This window comes from Legionella antarctica (assembly GCF_011764505.1).
GTDB lineage: Bacteria > Pseudomonadota > Gammaproteobacteria > Legionellales > Legionellaceae > Legionella > Legionella antarctica.
The window spans coordinates 355,001-375,460 of record NZ_AP022839.1; the positions used below are offsets into that span (position 1 = coordinate 355,001).

Below are 20,460 nucleotides of genomic sequence, written 5' to 3' on the forward strand. Positions count from 1 at the left end.
AGGAGGTTGGCTTAGAAGCAGCCATCCTTTAAAGAAAGCGTAATAGCTCACTGGTCGAGTCGGCCTGCGCGGAAGATTTAACGGGGCTAAACTAGTCACCGAAGCTGCGGATGTGCACTTATGTGTACGTGGTAGGGGAGCGTTCTGTAGGCCGATGAAGGTAGATTGAGAAGTCTGCTGGAGGTATCAGAAGTGCGAATGCTGATATGAGTAACGATAATGAGGGTGAAAAACCCTCACGCCGGAAGTCCCAGGTTTCCTGCACGACGTTAATCGGAGCAGGGTGAGTCGGCCCCTAAGGCGAGGCTGAAGAGCGTAGTCGATGGGAACCAGGTTAATATTCCTGGACTTTTTATAAGTGGTGATGTGGGGACGGAGAAGGCTAGATGAGCCGGGCGTTGGTTGTCCCGGTATGTGTATGTAGGCGGGGAGACTTGGCAAATCCGGTTTCCTATTAAACGCAGAGGTACGACATGGTTCTGACATTTCGGTGTACAGAGAAGTCATTAATGCCAGGCTTCCAGGAAAAGCTGCTAGCCATAACTTATAGAGAACCGTACCGGAAACCGACACAGGTGGACAGGTAGAGAATACTGAGGCGCTTGAGAGAACTCGGGTGAAGGAACTAGGCAAAATGGTACCGTAACTTCGGGAGAAGGTACGCCCTTGCTGGTTAGTTGCCTGCGCAACAAAGCTGGTGAGGGCCGCAGAGACCAGGTGGCTGCGACTGTTTATTAAAAACACAGCACTCTGCAAATTCGTAAGAAGACGTATAGGGTGTGACGCCTGCCCGGTGCCGGAAGGTTAATTGATGGGGTCATCTTCGGAGAAGCTCTTGATCGAAGCCCCGGTAAACGGCGGCCGTAACTATAACGGTCCTAAGGTAGCGAAATTCCTTGTCGGGTAAGTTCCGACCTGCACGAATGGCGTAACGATGGCCACACTGTCTCCACCCGAGACTCAGTGAAATTGAAATCGCTGTGAAGATGCAGTGTACCCGCGGCTAGACGGAAAGACCCCGTGAACCTTTACTATAGTTTTGCACTGGACTTTGATGATAACTGTGTAGGATAGGTGGGAGGCTATGAAGTGAGGACGCTAGTTCTGATGGAGCCACCCTTGAAATACCACCCTGTTGTTATTGAGGTTCTAACTTGGTCCCATTATCTGGGATGAGGACAGTGTATGATGGGTAGTTTGACTGGGGCGGTCTCCTCCCAAAGAGTAACGGAGGAGCACAAAGGTACCCTCGGTACGGTCGGACATCGTACCAAGAGTGTAAAGGCATAAGGGTGCTTGACTGCGAGAGTGACGGCTCGAGCAGGTACGAAAGTAGGTCTTAGTGATCCGGTGGTTCTGTATGGAAGGGCCATCGCTCAACGGATAAAAGGTACTCCGGGGATAACAGGCTGATACCGCCCAAGAGTTCATATCGACGGCGGTGTTTGGCACCTCGATGTCGGCTCATCACATCCTGGGGCTGAAGCAGGTCCCAAGGGTATGGCTGTTCGCCATTTAAAGTGGTACGCGAGCTGGGTTTAGAACGTCGTGAGACAGTTCGGTCCCTATCTGCCGTGGGCGTAGGAAAATTGAGAGGAGCTGCTCCTAGTACGAGAGGACCGGAGTGGACGAACCTCTGGTGTACCGGTTGTCACGCCAGTGGCATCGCCGGGTAGCTAAGTTCGGAAGGGATAACCGCTGAAAGCATCTAAGCGGGAAGCCTCCCTCAAGATGAGTTTTCCCATGAAGCCCGTTGAAGACTACGACGTTGATAGGCAAGGTGTGGAAGCGCAGTAATGTGTGAAGCTAACTTGTACTAATTGGCTGATTGTCTTGACCATATAATCTGAGTTACTTTGGGTTATGTACCGTAAGTATAAAGAGATAGAGAGAATAGTTTGTGTTACCTCAAGATTTACCAGACCTTTTGGCTTGGTGTGATTTATTAATCCCCCCTTACCAAACGGTATAACAGTTTTCCTGGCGACAATAGCGGTTTGGAACCACCTGATCCCTTCTCGAACTCAGAAGTGAAACGAACATGCGCCGATGATAGTGTGAGGTCTCCTCATGTGAAAGTAGGTCATCGCCAGGGTTTAATTAGTGGCTGGATACTGAAATAAATCAGTATCTTAGTTACGAAAGTAGTTTTACAACAATAAGTAAAAACAAAAATGCTGGCGTAGCTCAGTTGGTAGAGCAACTGACTTGTAATCAGTAGGTCCCGGGTTCGATTCCTGGTGCCAGCACCATCTAAGTAGAAGTGGTCGTTAACTAAGTAGTTGACTTTCCTTTGATCTTAAAAGACAATAGCGTTCTTTTTGGAGGGGTTCCCGAGCGGTCAAAGGGATCAGACTGTAAATCTGACGGCTCTGCCTTCGAAGGTTCGAATCCTTCCCCCTCCACCAGTTAAAAGAAAAAGATAAAAGCGGGTGTAGTTCAATGGTAGAACTTCAGCCTTCCAAGCTGATAGCGTGGGTTCGATTCCCATCACCCGCTCCAATAATGTAGTATAAATATTTGCTTGTTCATCGTGAGTTAGCAAGCTGATATGTTAAGCCCACATAGCTCAGGCGGTAGAGCACTTCCTTGGTAAGGAAGAGGTCGTTGGTTCGAGTCCAGTTGTGGGCACCATGTAAATATCAATTAGCAACGGGGAGAAATTCCGATGGCGAAGGAAAAGTTTGAACGTAAAAAGCCCCACGTAAATGTGGGTACAATTGGTCACGTAGATCATGGGAAAACGACACTAACAGCTGCGATTACAACGATCATGGCGAAGAAATTTGGTGGCACTGCAAAAGCGTATGATCAAATTGACGCAGCACCAGAAGAGCGTGAGCGTGGTATTACTATTTCTACAGCACACGTTGAATATGAATCTTCAAATAGACACTACGCGCACGTAGATTGCCCAGGACATGCTGACTATGTTAAAAACATGATCACGGGTGCTGCACAAATGGACGGGGCGATATTAGTTGTATCAGCTGCTGATGGTCCGATGCCTCAAACTAGAGAGCATATTCTATTATCACGGCAAGTAGGCGTACCTTATATTGTTGTGTACATGAATAAAGCGGACATGGTTGATGATGCTGAGTTGCTTGAATTAGTAGAAATGGAAGTTCGTGATCTGCTGAGCAGCTATGATTTTCCAGGTGATGATATTCCTATTATTGTTGGATCTGCGCTGAAAGCGTTGGAAGGAGACACGAGTGAAATTGGTGTCCCTTCAATTGAGAAACTGGTTGAAACATTGGATTCTTACATACCTGAGCCGGTTCGTAATATTGACAAACCATTTTTGTTACCAATAGAAGACGTGTTTTCTATCTCTGGCCGTGGAACAGTTGTTACTGGTCGTGTAGAAAGTGGAATAGTTAAAGTTGGCGAAGAAGTTGAGATTGTAGGAATTCACGACACTCAAAAGACGATTTGCACAGGCGTTGAGATGTTCCGTAAATTGCTTGATGAAGGTCGTGCTGGAGATAACGTAGGTGTGTTACTGCGTGGAACCAAACGTGATGAGGTTGAGCGTGGTCAGGTATTAGCTAAACCAGGCACAATTAAACCGCACACTAAGTTTGAAGCAGAAGTGTATGTGTTGTCTAAAGAAGAAGGTGGTCGTCATACGCCATTCTTTAATGGATATCGTCCTCAGTTCTATTTCAGAACAACAGACGTAACAGGTACTTGTGACCTACCATCTGGAATTGAAATGGTAATGCCAGGAGATAACGTACAATTAGTTATTAATTTGCATGCACCAATCGCGATGACTGAAGGTTTACGTTTCGCAATTCGGGAAGGTGGCCGTACTGTAGGCGCCGGTGTTGTTGCGAAAATAATAGAGTAAAGGGTAGCTGTGTTGGCATAAATTGTTATTTTATGCCAATGAAATTTAGGCCAGTAGCTCAATTGGCAGAGTGGCGGTCTCCAAAACCGCAGGTTGGGGGTTCGATTCCCTCCTGGCCTGCCAACTTACCAAGTAAATATGAATAGTTCAAACGATAACCAAAGTAACATAAAAGATATATTGTCATGGCTGGCAGTAATTATAATTACTGTGGCAGCCTTTTTCTGTACCTATTATTACGCTTTTTCAGGTCCAATTCAGGCTATGATATGGCTTGGCTGGTTTGTTTTAACTTTATTCTTTGGCTACTTGACTACTAAAGGTAAGCAAGTATTTTTATTTGCCCAGGAAGCAAAAGTTGAGATGCTAAAGGTTGTTTGGCCTACACGGCAAGAAACAATTCAAACAACAACTATAGTAATGGTAATGGTTACATTGACAGGATTTATACTCTGGGGAGTTGATTCCATGATGATGTGGGCTATTGCTAAAATAACACATTTAGGGTGAATACGGTGGACGAACTCAAATCTAAACAGTGGTACGTTGTTCATGCCTATTCAGGATATGAGAATTTTGTAATGCGTGAAATAACTTCACGCGCACTTCATCATAGTTTACAAGATAAAATTGGTGAGGTAGTCGTGCCGTCTGAAGAAGTTGTGGAAATGCGTTCAGGTCAGAAGCGCAAAAGTACACGCAAATTTTTTCCGGGATATGTATTGGTCAACATGATAATGGATGATCAAACTTGGCATATGGTAAGAGCAATACCCAGAGTATTGGGTTTTATTGGTGGCACAAGCCAAACGCCATCACCAATTACAGATAAAGAAGCCCAAGCTATTATGCAACGAGTTGAGGATGGCGTAACTAAACCAAGACCAAAAGTACTTTTCGAACCTGGCGAAGTTGTCAGAGTAAAAGAAGGGCCATTTGTTGACTTTAATGGTGTTGTTGAAGAAGTAAATTACGAGAAGAGTAGATTAAGAGTCGCTGTTCTTATTTTCGGACGTTCGACACCTGTAGAGCTTGAATTTAGTCAAGTAGAAAAATCATAACTAAAAAATAGATAACAGCAGTTTATAAAAACGGGGAGCCGGTTTTTTATACGATAGATACTCTAGTTATCGCTATAAGCTGGTGCATGACCCATAAGGAGTAGAAATGGCAAAAAAAGTAGAAGCATATATTAAGTTACAAATTCCAGCAGGAAAAGCTAATCCAAGTCCGCCAGTTGGTCCAGCTTTGGGTCAGCGTGGTGTAAATATTATGGAATTTTGTAAAGCATTTAATGCGGCGACACAACAAATGGAACAAGGGTTACCTACACCAGTTGTGATTACTGTATATACCGATCGTAGTTTTACCTTCGTTACTAAAACACCTCCTGCCTCAGTATTATTGAAAAAGGCTGCAGGTATTCAAAGTGGCAGCGGTACACCTAATACTAAAAAAGTAGCTAAGCTAAACGTCAGTCAACTCGAAGAGATTGCAAAGACCAAAAAACCTGATTTAACTGCGGCAGATCTTTCAGCAGCAGTTAGAAGTATTGCAGGTACGGCGCGTAGCATGGGTATTGACGTTGAAGGTTTGGAATAAGGGGTTACCATGTCAAAGTTATCTAAAAAGCAAAAAAAAATTGTAGAAACGGTTAAACTGAATCATTTATACAACGTGCAAGATGCAGTAGTGCTTTTAAAGCAATTTGCTTCAACCAAGTTTCGTGAGAGTTTGGATATTAGCGTCAACCTAGGTGTAGATCCACGTAAATCGGATCAAGTTGTGCGCTCTTCAACTAATCTCCCAAAAGGTACAGGAAAAGTTGTACGAGTAGCTGTTTTCGCTCAAGGTGATAACGCTACTAAAGCAAAAAATGCTGGCGCTGATATAGTGGGTTTTGAAGATTTAGCAGAGCAGATAAAAAGTGGCAACATGGACTTTGATGTTGTTATAGCAACACCTGATGCAATGCGTATCGTTGGTCAACTAGGACAAATATTAGGCCCAAGAGGTTTAATGCCTAACCCTAAAGTTGGTACTGTAACTACAAACGTTGAAGCTGCTGTCAACGATGCAAAATCAGGACAGGTTCGCTATAGAACAGATAAAAATGGTATCATTCATTGTTCAGTTGGCAAAGCAGATTTTCCTGCAGATGATGTACTGGAAAATATAACTGCATTAGTCAATGATCTTAAAAAAGCAAAGCCTGCTTCTTCTAAAGGTCAGTATCTGAAAAAAATATCATTGTCGACAACTATGGGCCCGGGAATACCTATTGATATTTCATCAATACCTGTGTAATATGTCCACCCATTTCGAGAATTCACGGCATAGATTTGGTTCCATGCCGTCGAAGACCGCAGGTGCTAAAGCTTAATTTCCTGCGCAGACGGTGAACCGGCTCCGAATATAATCTGAGACGGCCACCATAACTGTCAAATCCTTGTGATTTGTACAAATTAGGAGGTCAGTAACGTGACATTAAATTTAGCTGCAAAAAAAGCCGTTGTTGAGGAAGTGACTGCTGTCGCCTCTAAGGCTATTTCAGCAGTGGTTGCTGATTATCGCGGTTTAACTGTTAATCAAATGACGCAGTTACGTAGTGAAGCACGAAAATCAGGTGTTTATCTTCGGGTTGTACGAAATACTTTAACAAGAAGAGCTTTTAAGAACACTGAATTTGAATGCTTAAGTGACTTACTTGTAGGTCCACTGTTCATTGCTTTATCACTAGAAGCACCAAGTGATGCAGCGAGACTACTTAAAGACTTCATCAAAACATTTGATAAACTTGAGATTAAAGCCTTATCTGTAGGTGGTAAAGTATACAACGCAAATCAAATTGATGTTGTTGCAAGCTTGCCAACTCGTGATGAAGCAATAGCCAAGTTAATGTATGTGATGAAAGCGCCAGTTGAGAAATTTGTCCGTACTCTTGCAGAGCCACATGCTAAACTAGTGAGAACTCTGGCAGCAGTAAAAGATAAGAAAGCAGGATAACCCCGCTTAATCATTAATTTATTTTATAATTAGGAGCTAGTAATGGCTGTGTCAAAAAATGAAATTCTAGAAACAATATCAAACATGTCTGTTATGGAAGTTGTAGAATTAATCGAAGCAATGGAAGAAAAATTTAACGTATCTGCTGCTGCTGCTGCTGCCGTAGCTGTTGCTGCACCAAGTGCCGCTGCCGCTGCTGCTGAAGAGCAAACAGAATTCAATGTTGTAATGACAAGCTTTGGTGCTAATAAAGTTGGCGTTATTAAAGTAATTCGTAGCTTAACTGGTCTTGGCTTAAAAGAAGCGAAAGACTTGGTAGAAGGTGCTCCTTCAACTGTTAAAGAAGGTGTATCAAAAGACGAAGCTGCTAGCATAAAGAAAGAGCTTGAAGAGGCTGGTGCTACAGTAGAAGTTAAATAATTAAGATATAAAAGTACTATTTGACCCAGTCATGTTTACATGGCTGGGTTTACGCGTTTGAAGTCATCAATAATTTACAGAGGAAACACCATGGCCGTTGCAGAAGCTAAACCTCAATATTCACATGCTGAGAAAAAACGATTTCGCAAAAGCTTTGGTAAGCAGACTGATAAAATGGCAATACCAAATCTGCTTGAAATTCAACTTAAATCCTATAGGGATTTTCTCCAGGCTGATAGTAAGTTAAGTGAACATCTTAATACCGGGCTGCATGCAGCATTCTCATCTGTGTTTCCTATTGAAAGTTTTTCTGGTAATGCAAGGCTTGAATATGTTGGTTACAAACTAGGTGAACCAGCATTTGATGTGCGTGAGTGTAAATTACGAGGTTTAACCTATTCAGCACCATTACGGGTTAAAATAAGACTTGTTGTTCTTGATAAAGAAGCAAGCGATGATCCTAAACCAGTTAAAGATATTAGAGAGCAAGATGTATTTATGGGTGAAATCCCCCTAATGACAGATGTAGGTACATTTGTTGTAAATGGAACTGAGAGAGTAGTTGTTTCACAATTACACCGTTCTCCAGGGGTTATATTCGAACATGATAAAGGTAAGACCCACTCATCGGGAAAACTCCTTTATTCCGCGCGCATTATACCTTATCGCGGCTCATGGTTGGATTTTGAATTTGATCCCAAAGATTGTGTTTATGTTCGTATTGATAGAAGACGAAAATTACCCGTTAGTATTTTGCTAAGGGCTTTAGGATATGAAACAGAAGATATTCTCGGCGAATTTTTTGAGGTAACCAGCTGTCATCTCAAAAATGGCGAGTATCATATTGATTTAATTCCACAAAGGCTGCGTGGTGAGATTGCATCGTTTGATATCCTTGTTCCTGAAACTGGTGAATTAATAGTAGAGCAAGGTCGAAGAATTACTGCGCGACATATTAAGCAGATGGAAAAATGTCAAATGCAAGACTTGGTTGTACCACGTGATTATTTAATTGGTAAAACTTTAGCTAAGAATGTTGTTGATACGCTAACCGGTGAATTTGTCGCTAACGCTAACGACGAAATTACCGAAGAATTATTAGATACAATGGCCAGCAACGGAATACTTCAAGTTGACATGATTTACACTAATGATCTGGATCATGGATCATACATCTCTGATACTCTAAAAATTGATCCTACTTCAAGCCAATTGGAAGCCCTGGTTGAAATCTATCGTATGATGCGTCCTGGTGAGCCACCAACCAAAGAAGCTGCTGAAGCATTATTCAAAAACTTGTTCTTTGTTGATGATCGATATGATTTATCTGCTGTCGGTCGAATGAAATTCAACCGACGTGTCGGAAGAAAAAATGATGACGGCCCAGGTACTTTAACGAAAGAAGATATAATGGCTGTTATTAAGACACTAATCGACATCAGGAACGGTATCGGGATGGTTGATGACATTGACCATTTAGGGAACCGTAGAGTTCGAAGTGTCGGTGAAATGGCTGAAAATCAATTTAGGGTTGGTTTAGTCCGAGTAGAACGTGCTGTTAAGGAACGACTCAGTCTTGTTGAATCTGAGAATTTAATGCCACAGGATTTAATTAATGCTAAACCTGTATCTGCGGCTGTTAAAGAATTTTTTGGCTCCAGTCAGCTGTCTCAGTTTATGGATCAGGTTAACCCCTTATCTGGTGTAACACATAAACGAAGAGTATCAGCATTAGGCCCAGGCGGTTTAACACGTGAGCGAGCAGGATTTGAGGTTCGAGACGTTCATACAACTCACTATGGTCGAGTCTGCCCTATTGAAACTCCAGAGGGTCCAAACATTGGATTAATTAATTCTTTGTCTGTTTATGCCAGAACAAACGATTATGGATTTATTGAAACACCATGTCGTAAGGTGGTTAATGGGCGTGTTACAGATGATATTGAGTATTTGTCCGCTATTGAAGAAGTTGACCAATATATCGCCCAGTCAAGCGTTGCGCTTGATGAACAAGGTAATATTTTGGCAGACCTGGTTCCTTGTAGGCACCAAAATGAATTTTCTTTAACGACTCCAGATAAAATTAATTATATGGACGTATCTCCTAAGCAAATCGTTTCTGTAGCTGCTTCATTAATTCCCTTCCTTGAACATGATGATGCGAACAGAGCTTTGATGGGATCGAACATGCAGCGTCAGGCAGTTCCCACCTTACGTTCAGAAAAACCATTAGTAGGAACAGGAATGGAGCGTATTGTCGCTTCGGATTCAGGCGTTTCCGTTGTTGCTAAACGCGGTGGAATAATTGATTTGGTAGATGCTTCACGTATAGTTGTTCGAGTAAATGATGACGAAACAACAGCAGGTGAAACAGGGGTAGATATCTATAACCTTACAAAATACTTCCGCTCAAATCAGGATACATGTATTAACCAGCGCCCAATTGTCTCTACAGGTGACTACATCCAACGCGGTGATGTTCTCGCAGATGGTCCATGTACAGATATGGGTGAGCTGGCGTTGGGGCAAAATTTATTAGTCGCATTTATGCCTTGGAATGGTTATAACTTTGAGGATTCGATTTTAATATCGGAACGAATAGTTCAAGAAGACAGATTTACAACCATTCATATCGAGGAGTTAACCTGTATCGCGCGTGATACCAAGCTGGGTACTGAAGAAATTACTGCAGATATTCCTAATGTTGGCGAGTCTGCATTATCTAATCTGGATGAATCTGGTGTTGTTTATATAGGTGCAGAAGTAAACGCTGGCGACATATTAGTAGGTAAAGTAACCCCTAAAGGTGAAACACAGCTCACACCAGAAGAAAAATTGCTACGCGCAATATTCGGTGAAAAAGCCTCTGACGTAAAAGACTCGTCCCTTCGTGTGCCATCTGGAATGAACGGGACAGTTATTGATGTACAGGTATTCACCCGAGATGGGCTCGATAAAGACGCTCGGGCAAAAAGCATTGAAGAAGAGCATTTAGCTCGAGTACGCAAAGACTTAATTGATGAGAGACGTATCCGTGAAGAAGATATTTATCATCGTGTATCTAATTTGCTCTTAGATAAAGTTGCTAACGGTGGCCCCAATAATCTAAAGCCAGATTCAAAAATTACTGAAGTTTACTTACAAAAATTAGACAGAGAAAAATGGTTTGATATTCGACTGGATAATGATGAGGTCAGCCAACAGCTAGAGCAATTGGCAAAACAGCTGGAACTCTTATCAAAAGAAATGGAAAAGCGTTTTAATGATAGTCGTAAGAAGATTATTCAGGGCGATGATTTGGCTCCTGGCGTATTAAAAATTGTTAAAGTTTATTTGGCAGTCAAACGACGAATTCAGCCCGGTGATAAAATGGCTGGTCGACACGGTAACAAAGGCGTGATTTCAATTGTTGTTCCAGTTGAAGATATGCCCCATATGGAAGATGGAACTGCAGTTGATATAGTTCTCAATCCATTAGGCGTACCTTCACGTATGAATATTGGACAGGTATTGGAAACTCACCTTGGATTGGCAGCGAAAGGGCTAGGTATCAAAGTGTCGCAAATGCTCGATAGTAAAAAAACAGCAGAAGATATTAAGTCATTCCTGCATCAAATTTACAATCATGATGAAATTAAAAGAGTAAATCTTGATTGTCTGAATGAAAAAGAGTTATTCCGTTTAGCTGATAATTTACGGGCTGGCGTTCCTATGGCTACACCGGTATTTGACGGTGCATCAGAGGATGAAATCAAGAGAATGTTGCAATTAGCGGATTTACCTTCTGATGGAAAGACTACCCTGATAGATGGAAGAACTGGTAACAAATTTGATAATCCGGTTACTGTAGGATATATGTACATGCTGAAACTAAATCACCTGGTTGATGATAAGATGCATGCTCGTTCCACTGGTTCATATAGTTTGGTAACCCAGCAACCGCTAGGTGGTAAAGCCCAGTTTGGTGGACAGCGATTCGGAGAAATGGAAGTTTGGGCATTAGAAGCTTATGGTGCAGCATATACCTTACAGGAAATGTTGACCGTGAAATCAGATGACGTTGGAGGTAGGACAAAGATCTATAAAAATATAGTCGATGGAGACCATCGTATGGACCCAGGCATGCCTGAATCGTTCAATGTATTGTTGAAAGAAATTAGGGCGTTGGGAATTGATATCGAATTAGATCACGATTAACTGTTCAGCGATACATACTGACTAACCATTTTTTGGAGGCATAGACTTTGGCTACTCTAAGCAACAACGACCCAATGAGAAAAGCACCTGTAATGAGTGACCTATTAGGCATCCTCAAACAACAAGGGCAAAGTGAAGAATTTGATGCTATTAAAATCGCATTGGCTTCTCCCGAGCTAATACGATCCTGGTCTTATGGTGAAGTAAAAAAACCGGAAACCATTAATTATCGCACCTTTAAGCCAGAGCGAGATGGTTTGTTTTGTGCTAAAACATTCGGACCCGTAAAAGACTACGAATGTTTGTGTGGAAAATACAAAAGGCTAAAACATCGTGGCGTTATTTGTGAGAAATGCGGTGTTGAGCTGGCATTAGCAAAGGTTAGACGTGAGCGCATGGGTCATATTGAGCTTGCCAGTCCAGTAGCTCATATATGGTTCTTAAAGTCTCTTCCATCCAGAATAGGCTTGCTCCTTGATATGACTTTAAGAGATATTGAGCGCGTTCTCTATTTTGAAGCCTTTGTTGTTGTTGATCCTGGAATGACTGAACTAGAGCGTGGTCAATTACTAAATGATGAAGTCTACCTTGATGCAATGGAACAATATGGTGATGAGTTCGATGCACGCATGGGCGCAGAAGCTATCCGTGACTTGTTACGTCAAATTGATTTAGAAGATGAGATAAAAAACTTACGTGAAGAATTACCTACAACTAATTCTGAAACCAAGATTAAAAAAATTACTAAACGATTAAAGCTTCTTGAGGCATTCTATGAGTCGGGCAATAAACCCGAATGGATGATTATGGATGTCTTGCCGGTCCTTCCACCCGATTTAAGGCCATTAGTACCCTTAGATGGAGGAAGATTTGCCACTTCAGATCTTAATGATTTGTATCGCAGGGTTATTAATCGTAACAATCGTTTGAAGCGGCTGCTTGACTTAAACGCTCCAGATATTATTGTTCGAAACGAAAAAAGAATGTTACAAGAATCTGTCGATGCGTTGCTTGATAATGGACGCCGTGGACGTGCTATTACCGGAACTAACAAACGTCCGCTTAAATCTTTAGCCGATATGATTAAAGGCAAGCAAGGACGTTTTCGTCAGAATCTGCTTGGTAAACGAGTGGATTATTCAGGACGTTCCGTTATTGTTGTGGGACCTACTTTAAGATTACATCAATGCGGTTTACCAAAGAAAATGGCTCTCGAATTGTTTAAGCCATTTATATTTAGTAAGTTGGAGTTCAGGGGCTTAGCAACTACTATCAAAGCAGCAAAAAAAATGGTAGAGCGTGAAGAATCAGTTGTCTGGGATATTCTTGATGATGTTATTCGTGAACATCCTATCTTATTAAATCGTGCTCCTACACTGCACAGGTTAGGTATTCAGGCATTTGAGCCGGTATTGATCGAAGGTAAAGCGATTCAGTTACATCCATTAGTATGTACTGCATATAATGCAGACTTTGACGGAGACCAAATGGCGGTGCATGTGCCACTAACCTTAGAGGCGCAGCTCGAAGCACGTTCGTTAATGATGTCGACAAATAATATTCTGTCTCCAGCAAGTGGTGAGCCAATTATTGTCCCTAGTCAGGACGTGGTGCTTGGTCTTTATTACTTAACTCGAGAGAAAGTAAATGCTTTAGGCGAAGGCAAAATATATGTAAGTGCTCAGGAAGCGCAGAATTTTTATGAATCAGGACATCTTGATATTCACGCTAAAATTAAAATTCGCATGCTTAAAGAAGAGGAAGATTCAACAGAGCATCATCTGGTTGAAACTACGGTAGGTCGTGCGATACTTGCTGAGATATTACCTAAAGGAATGCCCTTTGCTAATATTAACCGTACGATGACCAAAAAGGTTATATCCAAGGTAATCGATAATTGCTATAGAAACTTTGGTCTTAAAGAGACCGTTATTTTTGCTGACCAGCTGATGTATACTGGTTTTAAGTATGCAACTCGCTCAGGTATATCTATTGGAATAGAAGATATGGAAATACCTGAAGATAAGGCAACTATTATTGAACATGCCGATAACGAAGTTAGAGAAATTGAGTCTCAATTCCGTTCAGGTTTAGTAACTAATGGTGAGCGATATAATAAGGTTATCGATATCTGGTCACGAACTAATGAGTTAGTTGCTAAATCGATGATGACCAAGATTGCCACAGAAGAGGTAATTAACGCTAAAGGTGAAAAAGTTCGACAAGAATCATTTAACCCCATCTTCATGATGGCTGATTCCGGTGCCAGGGGTTCTGCAGCGCAGATACGACAACTGGCTGGAATGCGCGGATTGATGGCGGCGCCTGATGGCTCGATTATTGAAACTCCAATTACAGCTAATTTCCGTGAAGGATTAAATGTATTCCAGTACTTTATTTCGACTCATGGAGCAAGGAAAGGTTTGGCAGATACCGCGTTAAAAACAGCGAACTCTGGATATCTGACAAGACGTTTGGTTGACGTAGCTCAAGACGTTGTGATTACAGAAGATGATTGTGGTGTAGATACAGGTATATTAATGCAACCTTTGATTGAGGGTGGCGACATAGTTGAACCATTACACGAACGAGTTTTAGGGCGAGTAGTAGCAGCAGATGTCTTTATCCCAAACCAAAGTGAACCTGTTGTAAAAGCAGGTACTTTATTAGACGAAGAGTGGGTTGAGCGTTTAGAAAAACAAGGCGTTGACCAGATTATGGTGCGCTCACCAATTACATGTCAAACCCGTTTTGGTTTATGTGCGGCCTGTTATGGTCGTGATTTGGCAAGAGGACATAAGGTAAATACCGGTGAAGCTGTAGGTATTATAGCTGCTCAGTCAATAGGCGAGCCTGGAACTCAGTTAACGATGCGTACCTTCCATATCGGGGGAGCTGCATCGAGAGCCACTGCTGCGAATAATATTCAGATTAAAACCAAAGGGGTTATTCGTTTACATAATATTAAAACGGTAACTCACGAGAATAAAAATCTGGTAGCCGTATCCCGTTCGGGTGAAGTAACCATCGTTGATGAGTTTGGTCGTGAGCGCGAACGTTATAAACTTCCATACGGTGCTGTAATATCCGCCCAAGATAATTCTGCTGTTGAAGCCGGGCAAGTAATTGCTACATGGGATCCACATACTCATCCAGTAATTTCGGAAGTGGCTGGTAATTTGAAGTTTGTCGACTTAATTGATGGTATGACCATGAACAGACAAACAGACGAGTTAACGGGCTTAAGTAACATTGTAATCATTGATGCGAAGCAACGTGGTACTGCTGGTCGTGATTTAAGACCGATGGTAAAGTTAGTTACAGATACGGGCGAAGACATATTCCTAGCCGGTACCAATGTGCCTGCACAGTATTATTTGCCTGTTGACGCTATTGTTAATTTTGAAGATGGTGGTTTAGTTGGTATAGGCGATGTTATTGCCCGTATTCCACAAGAAAGATCTAAGACACGTGATATTACAGGGGGGCTGCCAAGAGTAGCGGATCTCTTTGAAGCACGTAAACCTAAAGATTCAGCGGTTATGGCTGAAGTTTCAGGATTAGTTAACTTTGGTAAGGAAACTAAAGGTAAGAGAAGATTGATTATTAATGTCTCAGAAGATCAATGTCATGAAGAATTGATTCCAAAATGGCGTCATATATCAGTTTTCGAAGGAGAACATGTTGAGCGCGGAGAGTTAATTGCTGAAGGTGCACTTAATCCTCATGATATTTTGCGTTTGCTTGGCGTGGGTGCATTAGCTAATTACATCGTAAACGAAGTACAAGACGTATATCGCCTACAAGGTGTAAAAATTAATGACAAGCACATAGAAACAATTGTCAGGCAAATGCTACGTAAACGGGTTATTACATTTGCAGGTGATTCAAAGTTCCTCGTTGGAGAGCAGATAGAAGAAAGTGTGATGCTTGAGGAAAATGACAGACTTATTGCAGAAGGAAAGCAAGTTGCCAGAGGAACACCAATTTTATTAGGTATTACCAAAGCATCTTTGGCTACAGAATCATTTATTTCTGCAGCATCTTTCCAGGAAACAACAAGAGTTCTGACTGAAGCTGCTGTAAGTGGTAAAGTCGATGATTTACGTGGTTTAAAAGAAAATGTGATGGTTGGTCGCTTGATTCCGGCAGGAACAGGTTATACCTATCATCAGAGCCGAAAGGCAAAAAGAGCAAGGGCTGCAGCAGGTGGTGACCATGCAACGCATACAGTTACTGCAAGTGATGTTGAGCACGCGTTAAGTGAAGCACTGAACGCGGATAATCATGATCATTAATCTGGATTCAAATTCGGCAGGTTTAAACTTGACAAATCTGCCGTACCTATATAGAATCCGGCCTCCTTATGCATTCGAAATATTCACAAGAGACAGATCGGAGTTAAGTACAAATGGCTACTATTAATCAGTTAGTAAGAAAGCCTCGTGTGGACGTAAAGAAAAAAAGTAACGTACCAGCACTAGAGTCATGTCCACAAAGACGCGGAGTATGTACACGCGTTTATACTACTACACCTAAAAAACCTAACTCAGCTATGCGTAAGGTTGCCCGTGTACGGTTAACTAATGGATTTGAAGTTTCATCATATATTGGTGGCGAAGGCCATAACCTACAGGAACACTCTGTTGTTCTAATTAGGGGAGGTCGTGTTAAAGACTTACCTGGTGTGCGTTATCACACAGTTAGGGGTAGTTTGGATACATCAGGAGTTAACGATCGTAAACAAGGTCGTTCTAAGTATGGTACAAAAAAACCTAAAGATAAAAAATAACTGATTGTAGGAAATTGAGATGCCAAGAAGAAGAGAAGTTCCCAAACGTGAAATTTTGCCAGATCCAAAGCATCATAGTGAATTGTTAGCAAAATTTATTAACGTATTAATGGTCAGTGGTAAAAAATCAACTGCTGAGAAAATTATTTATGGTGCTTTGTCTGTAATGGAAGAGCGCGTAAAGAAAACTAAAAAATCTGATGAAGAAGGTGATTCAGGTACTGGAAGTAATTCTGGTTCCGTTCTTCGCTATTTTGAAGATGCCTTAGATAATGTACGTCCCAGCGTGGAAGTTCGTTCACGTCGAGTTGGTGGTGCAACATATCAGGTGCCTGTTGAAGTTAGAAATGACCGTAGCATTGCATTGGGAATGCGTTGGATAGTTCAAGCAGCCCGCGGACGTGGTGAGAAAGGTATGATGCTACGTTTGGCCGGAGAACTGATGGATGCGTTCGAAAGTAAAGGCTCTGCAGTGAAGAAACGTGAAGACACACATAAAATGGCAAAAGCTAACCAAGCGTTTGCACATTTTAGATGGAACTAAGAGAGAGAACCGCCGTGCCAACTACTCCATTAAAACTGTATCGAAACATAGGAATTGCAGCTCACGTTGATGCTGGAAAAACCACAACAACTGAGCGTGTACTTTATTACACCGGTATGTCTCATAAGATTGGTGAGGTTCACGACGGAGCTGCAACTATGGACTGGATGGTTCAGGAGCAGGAGCGCGGCATTACCATTACCTCAGCTGCAACAACTTGTTACTGGTCTGGTATGGACAAGCAGTTTGAATTACATAGAATTAACATCATTGATACCCCTGGGCACGTTGACTTCATGATTGAAGTTGAGCGTTCATTACGTGTTCTTGATGGAGCCGTAGTTGTGTTTGACTCAGTATCCGGGGTAGAGCCTCAATCTGAAACAGTATGGCGTCAAGCAAATAAGTATGGCGTTCCAAGAATAGTATTTGTTAATAAAATGGATCGAATGGGTGCAAATTTCCATCGGGTTGTTACTCAGATTAAGCAACGTTTAGGTTCCACTCCTGTTGTAGTACAAATTCCTATTGGCGCAGAGGAAGAATTTAAAGGTGTTATAGACATCATCAAAATGAAAGCCATTCATTGGGATGAAGACAACAAAGGGATGACATTCAAGTACGTAGAAATCCCAAACGAATTAAAAGCGGAGTGTGAAGAATATCGTTCTCTTGCTATCGAGGCGGCTGCAGAGGCTTCAGAAGACCTGATGGGTAAATATCTTGAAGGTGAAGTGTTCTCTGAACAAGAAATTAAGCAAGGCTTACGGGAACTTACTGTTACCAATAAAATCGTTCCGGTATTTTGCGGATCTGCCTTTAAAAATAAAGGCGTTCAGGCTGTTTTGGATGGTGTAATTGAATATTTACCTTCTCCTATTGATATCCCTGATATCCAGGGAATAGATGAAGATGGTGAGGAAACTCATCGTGCAACCAGCTACGATGCACCATTCTCAGCCTTGGCATTTAAGATTGCAACTGACCCGTTTGTTGGAACACTAACCTATTTCAGAGCTTATTCAGGAGTATTAAAATGTGGTGATACCATTTTAAACTCTGTAAAGGGTAAAAAGGAGCGTATTGGCCGTCTACTTCAAATGCATGCCAATTCGCGTGAGGAAATAAAAGAGGTAAGGGCTGGTGATATCGCAGCGGCAGTAGGTTTGAAAACTGTAATGACGGGAGATACTCTTTCCGATGTAAACAATCCGGTTATATTAGAAAGAATGGATTTTCCAGATCCGGTGATTGCAGTAGCAGTTGAGCCTAGAACTAAGGCAGACCAGGAAAAAATGGGTATCGCTTTAGGTAAATTGGCTCAGGAAGATCCTTCTTTTAGAGTTCATACTGATGAAGAATCAGGCCAAACAATTATTGAGGGTATGGGTGAACTCCATCTTGAGATTATTGTCGATCGCATGAGAAGAGAGTTTAATGTTGAAGCTAACGTGGGTAAACCCCAAGTGGCTTATCGTGAAACATTGAAACAAGCAGTAGAGCAAGAAGGTAAGTTTGTAAGGCAATCAGGTGGTCGTGGTCAATACGGTCACGTATGGTTGAAAATTGAGCCGCAAGAATCAGGTAAAGGCTACGAATTTATCAATGCGATTGTAGGTGGTGTGATTCCTAAAGAATACATTCCCGCAGTAGATAAAGGAGTTCAGGAGCAATTACAAAATGGTGTTATTGCTGGCTACCCGGTAGTTGATGTTAAAGTCACTCTGTTTGATGGTTCATTCCATGAAGTAGATTCTAGTGAAATGGCATTCAAAATTGCAGGTTCTCAGTGCTTCAGGCAAGGTGCGTTAAAAGCTAAACCAGTCCTGCTTGAGCCTATTATGGCTGTAGAAGTTGTTACTCCCGAGGACTACATGGGGGATGTTATGGGTGACCTTAACAGACGCCGTGGTTTAGTACAAGGTATGGAAGATTCACCAGCTGGTAAAATTGTTAGAGCAGAAGTGCCACTTGCAGAGATGTTTGGTTATTCAACCGATTTACGTTCTGCTACTCAAGGAAGAGCAACATACACGATGGAATTTTCTAAGTACGCTGAAGCACCAAACAATATTGCTGAAGCAATTATCAAGAAACAATAAAAGTTAATGAGGTTATTGAAATGGCGAAGGAAAAGTTTGAACGTAAAAAGCCCCACGTAAATGTGGGTACAATTGGTCACGTAGATCATGGGAAAACGACACTAACAGCTGCGATTACAACGATCATGGCGAAGAAATTTGGTGGCACTGCAAAAGCGTATGATCAAATTGACGCAGCACCAGAAGAGCGTGAGCGTGGTATTACTATTTCTACAGCACACGTTGAATATGAATCTTCAAATAGACACTACGCGCACGTAGATTGCCCAGGACATGCTGACTATGTTAAAAACATGATCACGGGTGCTGCACAAATGGACGGGGCGATATTAGTTGTATCAGCTGCTGATGGTCCGATGCCTCAAACTAGAGAGCATATTCTATTATCACGGCAAGTAGGCGTACCTTATATTGTTGTGTACATGAATAAAGCGGACATGGTTGATGATGCTGAGTTGCTTGAATTAGTAGAAATGGAAGTTCGTGATCTGCTGAGCAGCTATGATTTTCCAGGTGATGATATTCCTATTATTGTTGGATCTGCGCTGAAAGCGTTGGAAGGAGACACGAGTGAAATTGGTGTCCCTTCAATTGAGAAACTGGTTGAAACATTGGATTCTTACATACCTGAGCCGGTTCGTAATATTGACAAACCATTTTTGTTACCAATAGAAGACGTGTTTTCTATCTCTGGCCGTGGAACAGTTGTTACTGGTCGTGTAGAAAGTGGAATAGTTAAAGTTGGCGAAGAAGTTGAGATTGTAGGAATTCACGACACTCAAAAGACGATTTGCACAGGCGTTGAGATGTTCCGTAAATTGCTTGATGAAGGTCGTGCTGGAGATAACGTAGGTGTGTTACTGCGTGGAACCAAACGTGATGAGGTTGAGCGTGGTCAGGTATTAGCTAAACCAGGCACAATTAAACCGCACACTAAGTTTGAAGCAGAAGTGTATGTGTTGTCTAAAGAAGAAGGTGGTCGTCATACGCCATTCTTTAATGGATATCGTCCTCAGTTCTATTTCAGAACAACAGACGTAACAGGTACTTGTGACCTACCATCTGGAATTGAAATGGTAATGCCAGGAGATAACGTACAATTAGTTATTAATTTGCATGCACCAATCGCGATGACTGAAGGTTTACGTTTCGCAATTCGGGAAGGTGGCCGTACTGTAGGCGCCGGTGTTGTCGCTAAAATAATCGAGTAATTATAATGAGTAGCAATCAAAACATTAAAATAAGATTAAAATCCTTTGATCATCGGTTGATAGACATATCAACCGCTGAAATCGTTGAGACAGCAAAGCGTACTGGTGCACAAATTCGTGGACCAATACCGTTGCCTATCCGCAAGGAAAAATTTACTGTATTAACCTCACCGCATGTAAACAAAGATGCGCGAGATCAATACGAATTACGTACTCATAAACGCCTGATCGTTATTGTTCATCCAACTGAGAAAACAGTAGATGCATTGATGAAGTTGGATCTGGCTGCTGGGGTTGATGTTCAGATAAGCCTTGATGACTAAACATTA

General features: G+C 41.9%; 14 protein-coding genes, 5 tRNA genes and 2 rRNA genes (1 of these 21 running past the window's edge). All 21 read left to right on the top strand.

Annotation, left to right across the window (positions count from 1 at the left end; genetic code table 11):
- A 23S ribosomal RNA gene (locus HRS36_RS01765) occupies window positions 1-1,841 on the top strand (it extends 1,057 nt beyond the left edge of the window).
- A gap of 138 nt (window positions 1,842-1,979) precedes the next feature.
- Window positions 1,980-2,095: ribosomal RNA gene (rrf, locus tag HRS36_RS01770) — 5S ribosomal RNA — on the top strand.
- 81 nt (window positions 2,096-2,176) lie between these two features.
- Window positions 2,177-2,252, top strand: a tRNA-Thr gene (locus tag HRS36_RS01775).
- A gap of 71 nt (window positions 2,253-2,323) precedes the next feature.
- Window positions 2,324-2,408: transfer RNA gene (locus tag HRS36_RS01780), tRNA-Tyr, on the top strand.
- A gap of 20 nt (window positions 2,409-2,428) precedes the next feature.
- A tRNA-Gly gene (locus HRS36_RS01785) sits at window positions 2,429-2,502 on the top strand.
- A gap of 56 nt (window positions 2,503-2,558) precedes the next feature.
- Window positions 2,559-2,634 (top strand) — tRNA-Thr (locus HRS36_RS01790).
- Between the two features lie 34 nt (window positions 2,635-2,668).
- On the top strand, window positions 2,669-3,859 hold the full coding sequence (gene tuf / locus HRS36_RS01795) for an elongation factor Tu (RefSeq protein WP_173235947.1): 1,191 nt from the start codon (window positions 2,669-2,671) through the stop codon (window positions 3,857-3,859).
- Window positions 3,860-3,906: 47 nt separating this feature from the next.
- Window positions 3,907-3,982: transfer RNA gene (locus HRS36_RS01800), tRNA-Trp, on the top strand.
- Between the two features lie 15 nt (window positions 3,983-3,997).
- A complete protein-coding gene (gene secE / locus HRS36_RS01805; RefSeq protein ID WP_173235949.1) occupies window positions 3,998-4,369 on the top strand; it encodes a preprotein translocase subunit SecE in 372 nt (123 codons plus the stop codon).
- A gap of 5 nt (window positions 4,370-4,374) precedes the next feature.
- Window positions 4,375-4,920: a transcription termination/antitermination protein NusG gene (gene nusG / locus HRS36_RS01810; RefSeq protein WP_173235951.1), complete on the top strand. Its 546-nt coding sequence runs from the start codon at window positions 4,375-4,377 to the stop codon at window positions 4,918-4,920.
- Window positions 4,921-5,026: 106 nt separating this feature from the next.
- Window positions 5,027-5,461, top strand: a complete 435-nt coding sequence (rplK, locus tag HRS36_RS01815; protein ID WP_173235954.1) for a 50S ribosomal protein L11 — start codon at window positions 5,027-5,029, stop codon at window positions 5,459-5,461.
- Window positions 5,462-5,470: 9 nt separating this feature from the next.
- Window positions 5,471-6,166, top strand: coding sequence for a 50S ribosomal protein L1 (gene rplA, locus HRS36_RS01820; protein WP_173235956.1), 696 nt, complete (start codon window positions 5,471-5,473; stop codon window positions 6,164-6,166).
- 174 nt (window positions 6,167-6,340) lie between these two features.
- Window positions 6,341-6,865 (top strand): 50S ribosomal protein L10, encoded by a 525-nt coding sequence (gene rplJ, locus HRS36_RS01825; RefSeq protein WP_173235958.1) that lies wholly within the window; start codon window positions 6,341-6,343, stop codon window positions 6,863-6,865.
- 42 nt (window positions 6,866-6,907) lie between these two features.
- Window positions 6,908-7,285, top strand: a complete 378-nt coding sequence (gene rplL, locus HRS36_RS01830) for a 50S ribosomal protein L7/L12 (RefSeq protein ID WP_173235960.1) — start codon at window positions 6,908-6,910, stop codon at window positions 7,283-7,285.
- Window positions 7,286-7,375: 90 nt separating this feature from the next.
- Window positions 7,376-11,482 carry a DNA-directed RNA polymerase subunit beta gene (rpoB, locus tag HRS36_RS01835; RefSeq protein ID WP_173235962.1) on the top strand — a complete coding sequence of 1,369 codons (4,107 nt, stop codon included), beginning with the start codon at window positions 7,376-7,378 and terminating at the stop codon, window positions 11,480-11,482.
- Between the two features lie 92 nt (window positions 11,483-11,574).
- The gene (rpoC, locus tag HRS36_RS01840; protein WP_173235964.1) at window positions 11,575-15,780 is read left to right on the top strand and encodes a DNA-directed RNA polymerase subunit beta'; all 4,206 of its coding nucleotides are present in this window, start codon (window positions 11,575-11,577) and stop codon (window positions 15,778-15,780) included.
- Window positions 15,781-15,893: 113 nt separating this feature from the next.
- Window positions 15,894-16,274, top strand: a complete 381-nt coding sequence (gene rpsL / locus HRS36_RS01845) for a 30S ribosomal protein S12 (RefSeq protein ID WP_010654837.1) — start codon at window positions 15,894-15,896, stop codon at window positions 16,272-16,274.
- 19 nt (window positions 16,275-16,293) lie between these two features.
- Window positions 16,294-16,818, top strand: a complete 525-nt coding sequence (gene rpsG / locus HRS36_RS01850; RefSeq protein ID WP_173235966.1) for a 30S ribosomal protein S7 — start codon at window positions 16,294-16,296, stop codon at window positions 16,816-16,818.
- Window positions 16,809-18,920, top strand: a complete 2,112-nt coding sequence (fusA, locus tag HRS36_RS01855; protein WP_173235968.1) for an elongation factor G — start codon at window positions 16,809-16,811, stop codon at window positions 18,918-18,920. The genes rpsG and fusA overlap by 10 nt, the downstream gene beginning before the upstream one ends.
- 20 nt (window positions 18,921-18,940) lie before the next feature.
- The gene (gene tuf, locus HRS36_RS01860; protein ID WP_173235947.1) at window positions 18,941-20,131 is read left to right on the top strand and encodes an elongation factor Tu; all 1,191 of its coding nucleotides are present in this window, start codon (window positions 18,941-18,943) and stop codon (window positions 20,129-20,131) included.
- 5 nt (window positions 20,132-20,136) lie between these two features.
- Entirely contained in the window at window positions 20,137-20,454 is a 318-nt protein-coding gene (rpsJ, locus tag HRS36_RS01865) for a 30S ribosomal protein S10 (protein WP_173235970.1), read from the top strand.
- The last annotated feature ends 6 nt before the right edge of the window (window positions 20,455-20,460 follow it).

Excerpts from the sequence above, each read along its gene's own strand:
- tuf (WP_173235947.1), top strand. The coding sequence starts at position 2,669 with ATGGCGAAGGAAAAGTTTGAACGTAAAAAGCCCCACGTAAATGTGGGT.
- secE (WP_173235949.1), top strand. The coding sequence starts at position 3,998 with ATGAATAGTTCAAACGATAACCAAAGTAACATAAAAGATATATTGTCA.
- rplK (WP_173235954.1), top strand. The coding sequence starts at position 5,027 with ATGGCAAAAAAAGTAGAAGCATATATTAAGTTACAAATTCCAGCAGGA.
- rplA (WP_173235956.1), top strand. The coding sequence starts at position 5,471 with ATGTCAAAGTTATCTAAAAAGCAAAAAAAAATTGTAGAAACGGTTAAA.
- rplL (WP_173235960.1), top strand. The coding sequence starts at position 6,908 with ATGGCTGTGTCAAAAAATGAAATTCTAGAAACAATATCAAACATGTCT.
- rpoB (WP_173235962.1), top strand. The coding sequence starts at position 7,376 with ATGGCCGTTGCAGAAGCTAAACCTCAATATTCACATGCTGAGAAAAAA.
- rpoC (WP_173235964.1), top strand. The coding sequence starts at position 11,575 with ATGAGTGACCTATTAGGCATCCTCAAACAACAAGGGCAAAGTGAAGAA.
- rpsL (WP_010654837.1), top strand. The coding sequence starts at position 15,894 with ATGGCTACTATTAATCAGTTAGTAAGAAAGCCTCGTGTGGACGTAAAG.
- rpsG (WP_173235966.1), top strand. The coding sequence starts at position 16,294 with ATGCCAAGAAGAAGAGAAGTTCCCAAACGTGAAATTTTGCCAGATCCA.
- fusA (WP_173235968.1), top strand. The coding sequence starts at position 16,809 with ATGGAACTAAGAGAGAGAACCGCCGTGCCAACTACTCCATTAAAACTG.
- tuf (WP_173235947.1), top strand. The coding sequence starts at position 18,941 with ATGGCGAAGGAAAAGTTTGAACGTAAAAAGCCCCACGTAAATGTGGGT.
- rpsJ (WP_173235970.1), top strand. The coding sequence starts at position 20,137 with ATGAGTAGCAATCAAAACATTAAAATAAGATTAAAATCCTTTGATCAT.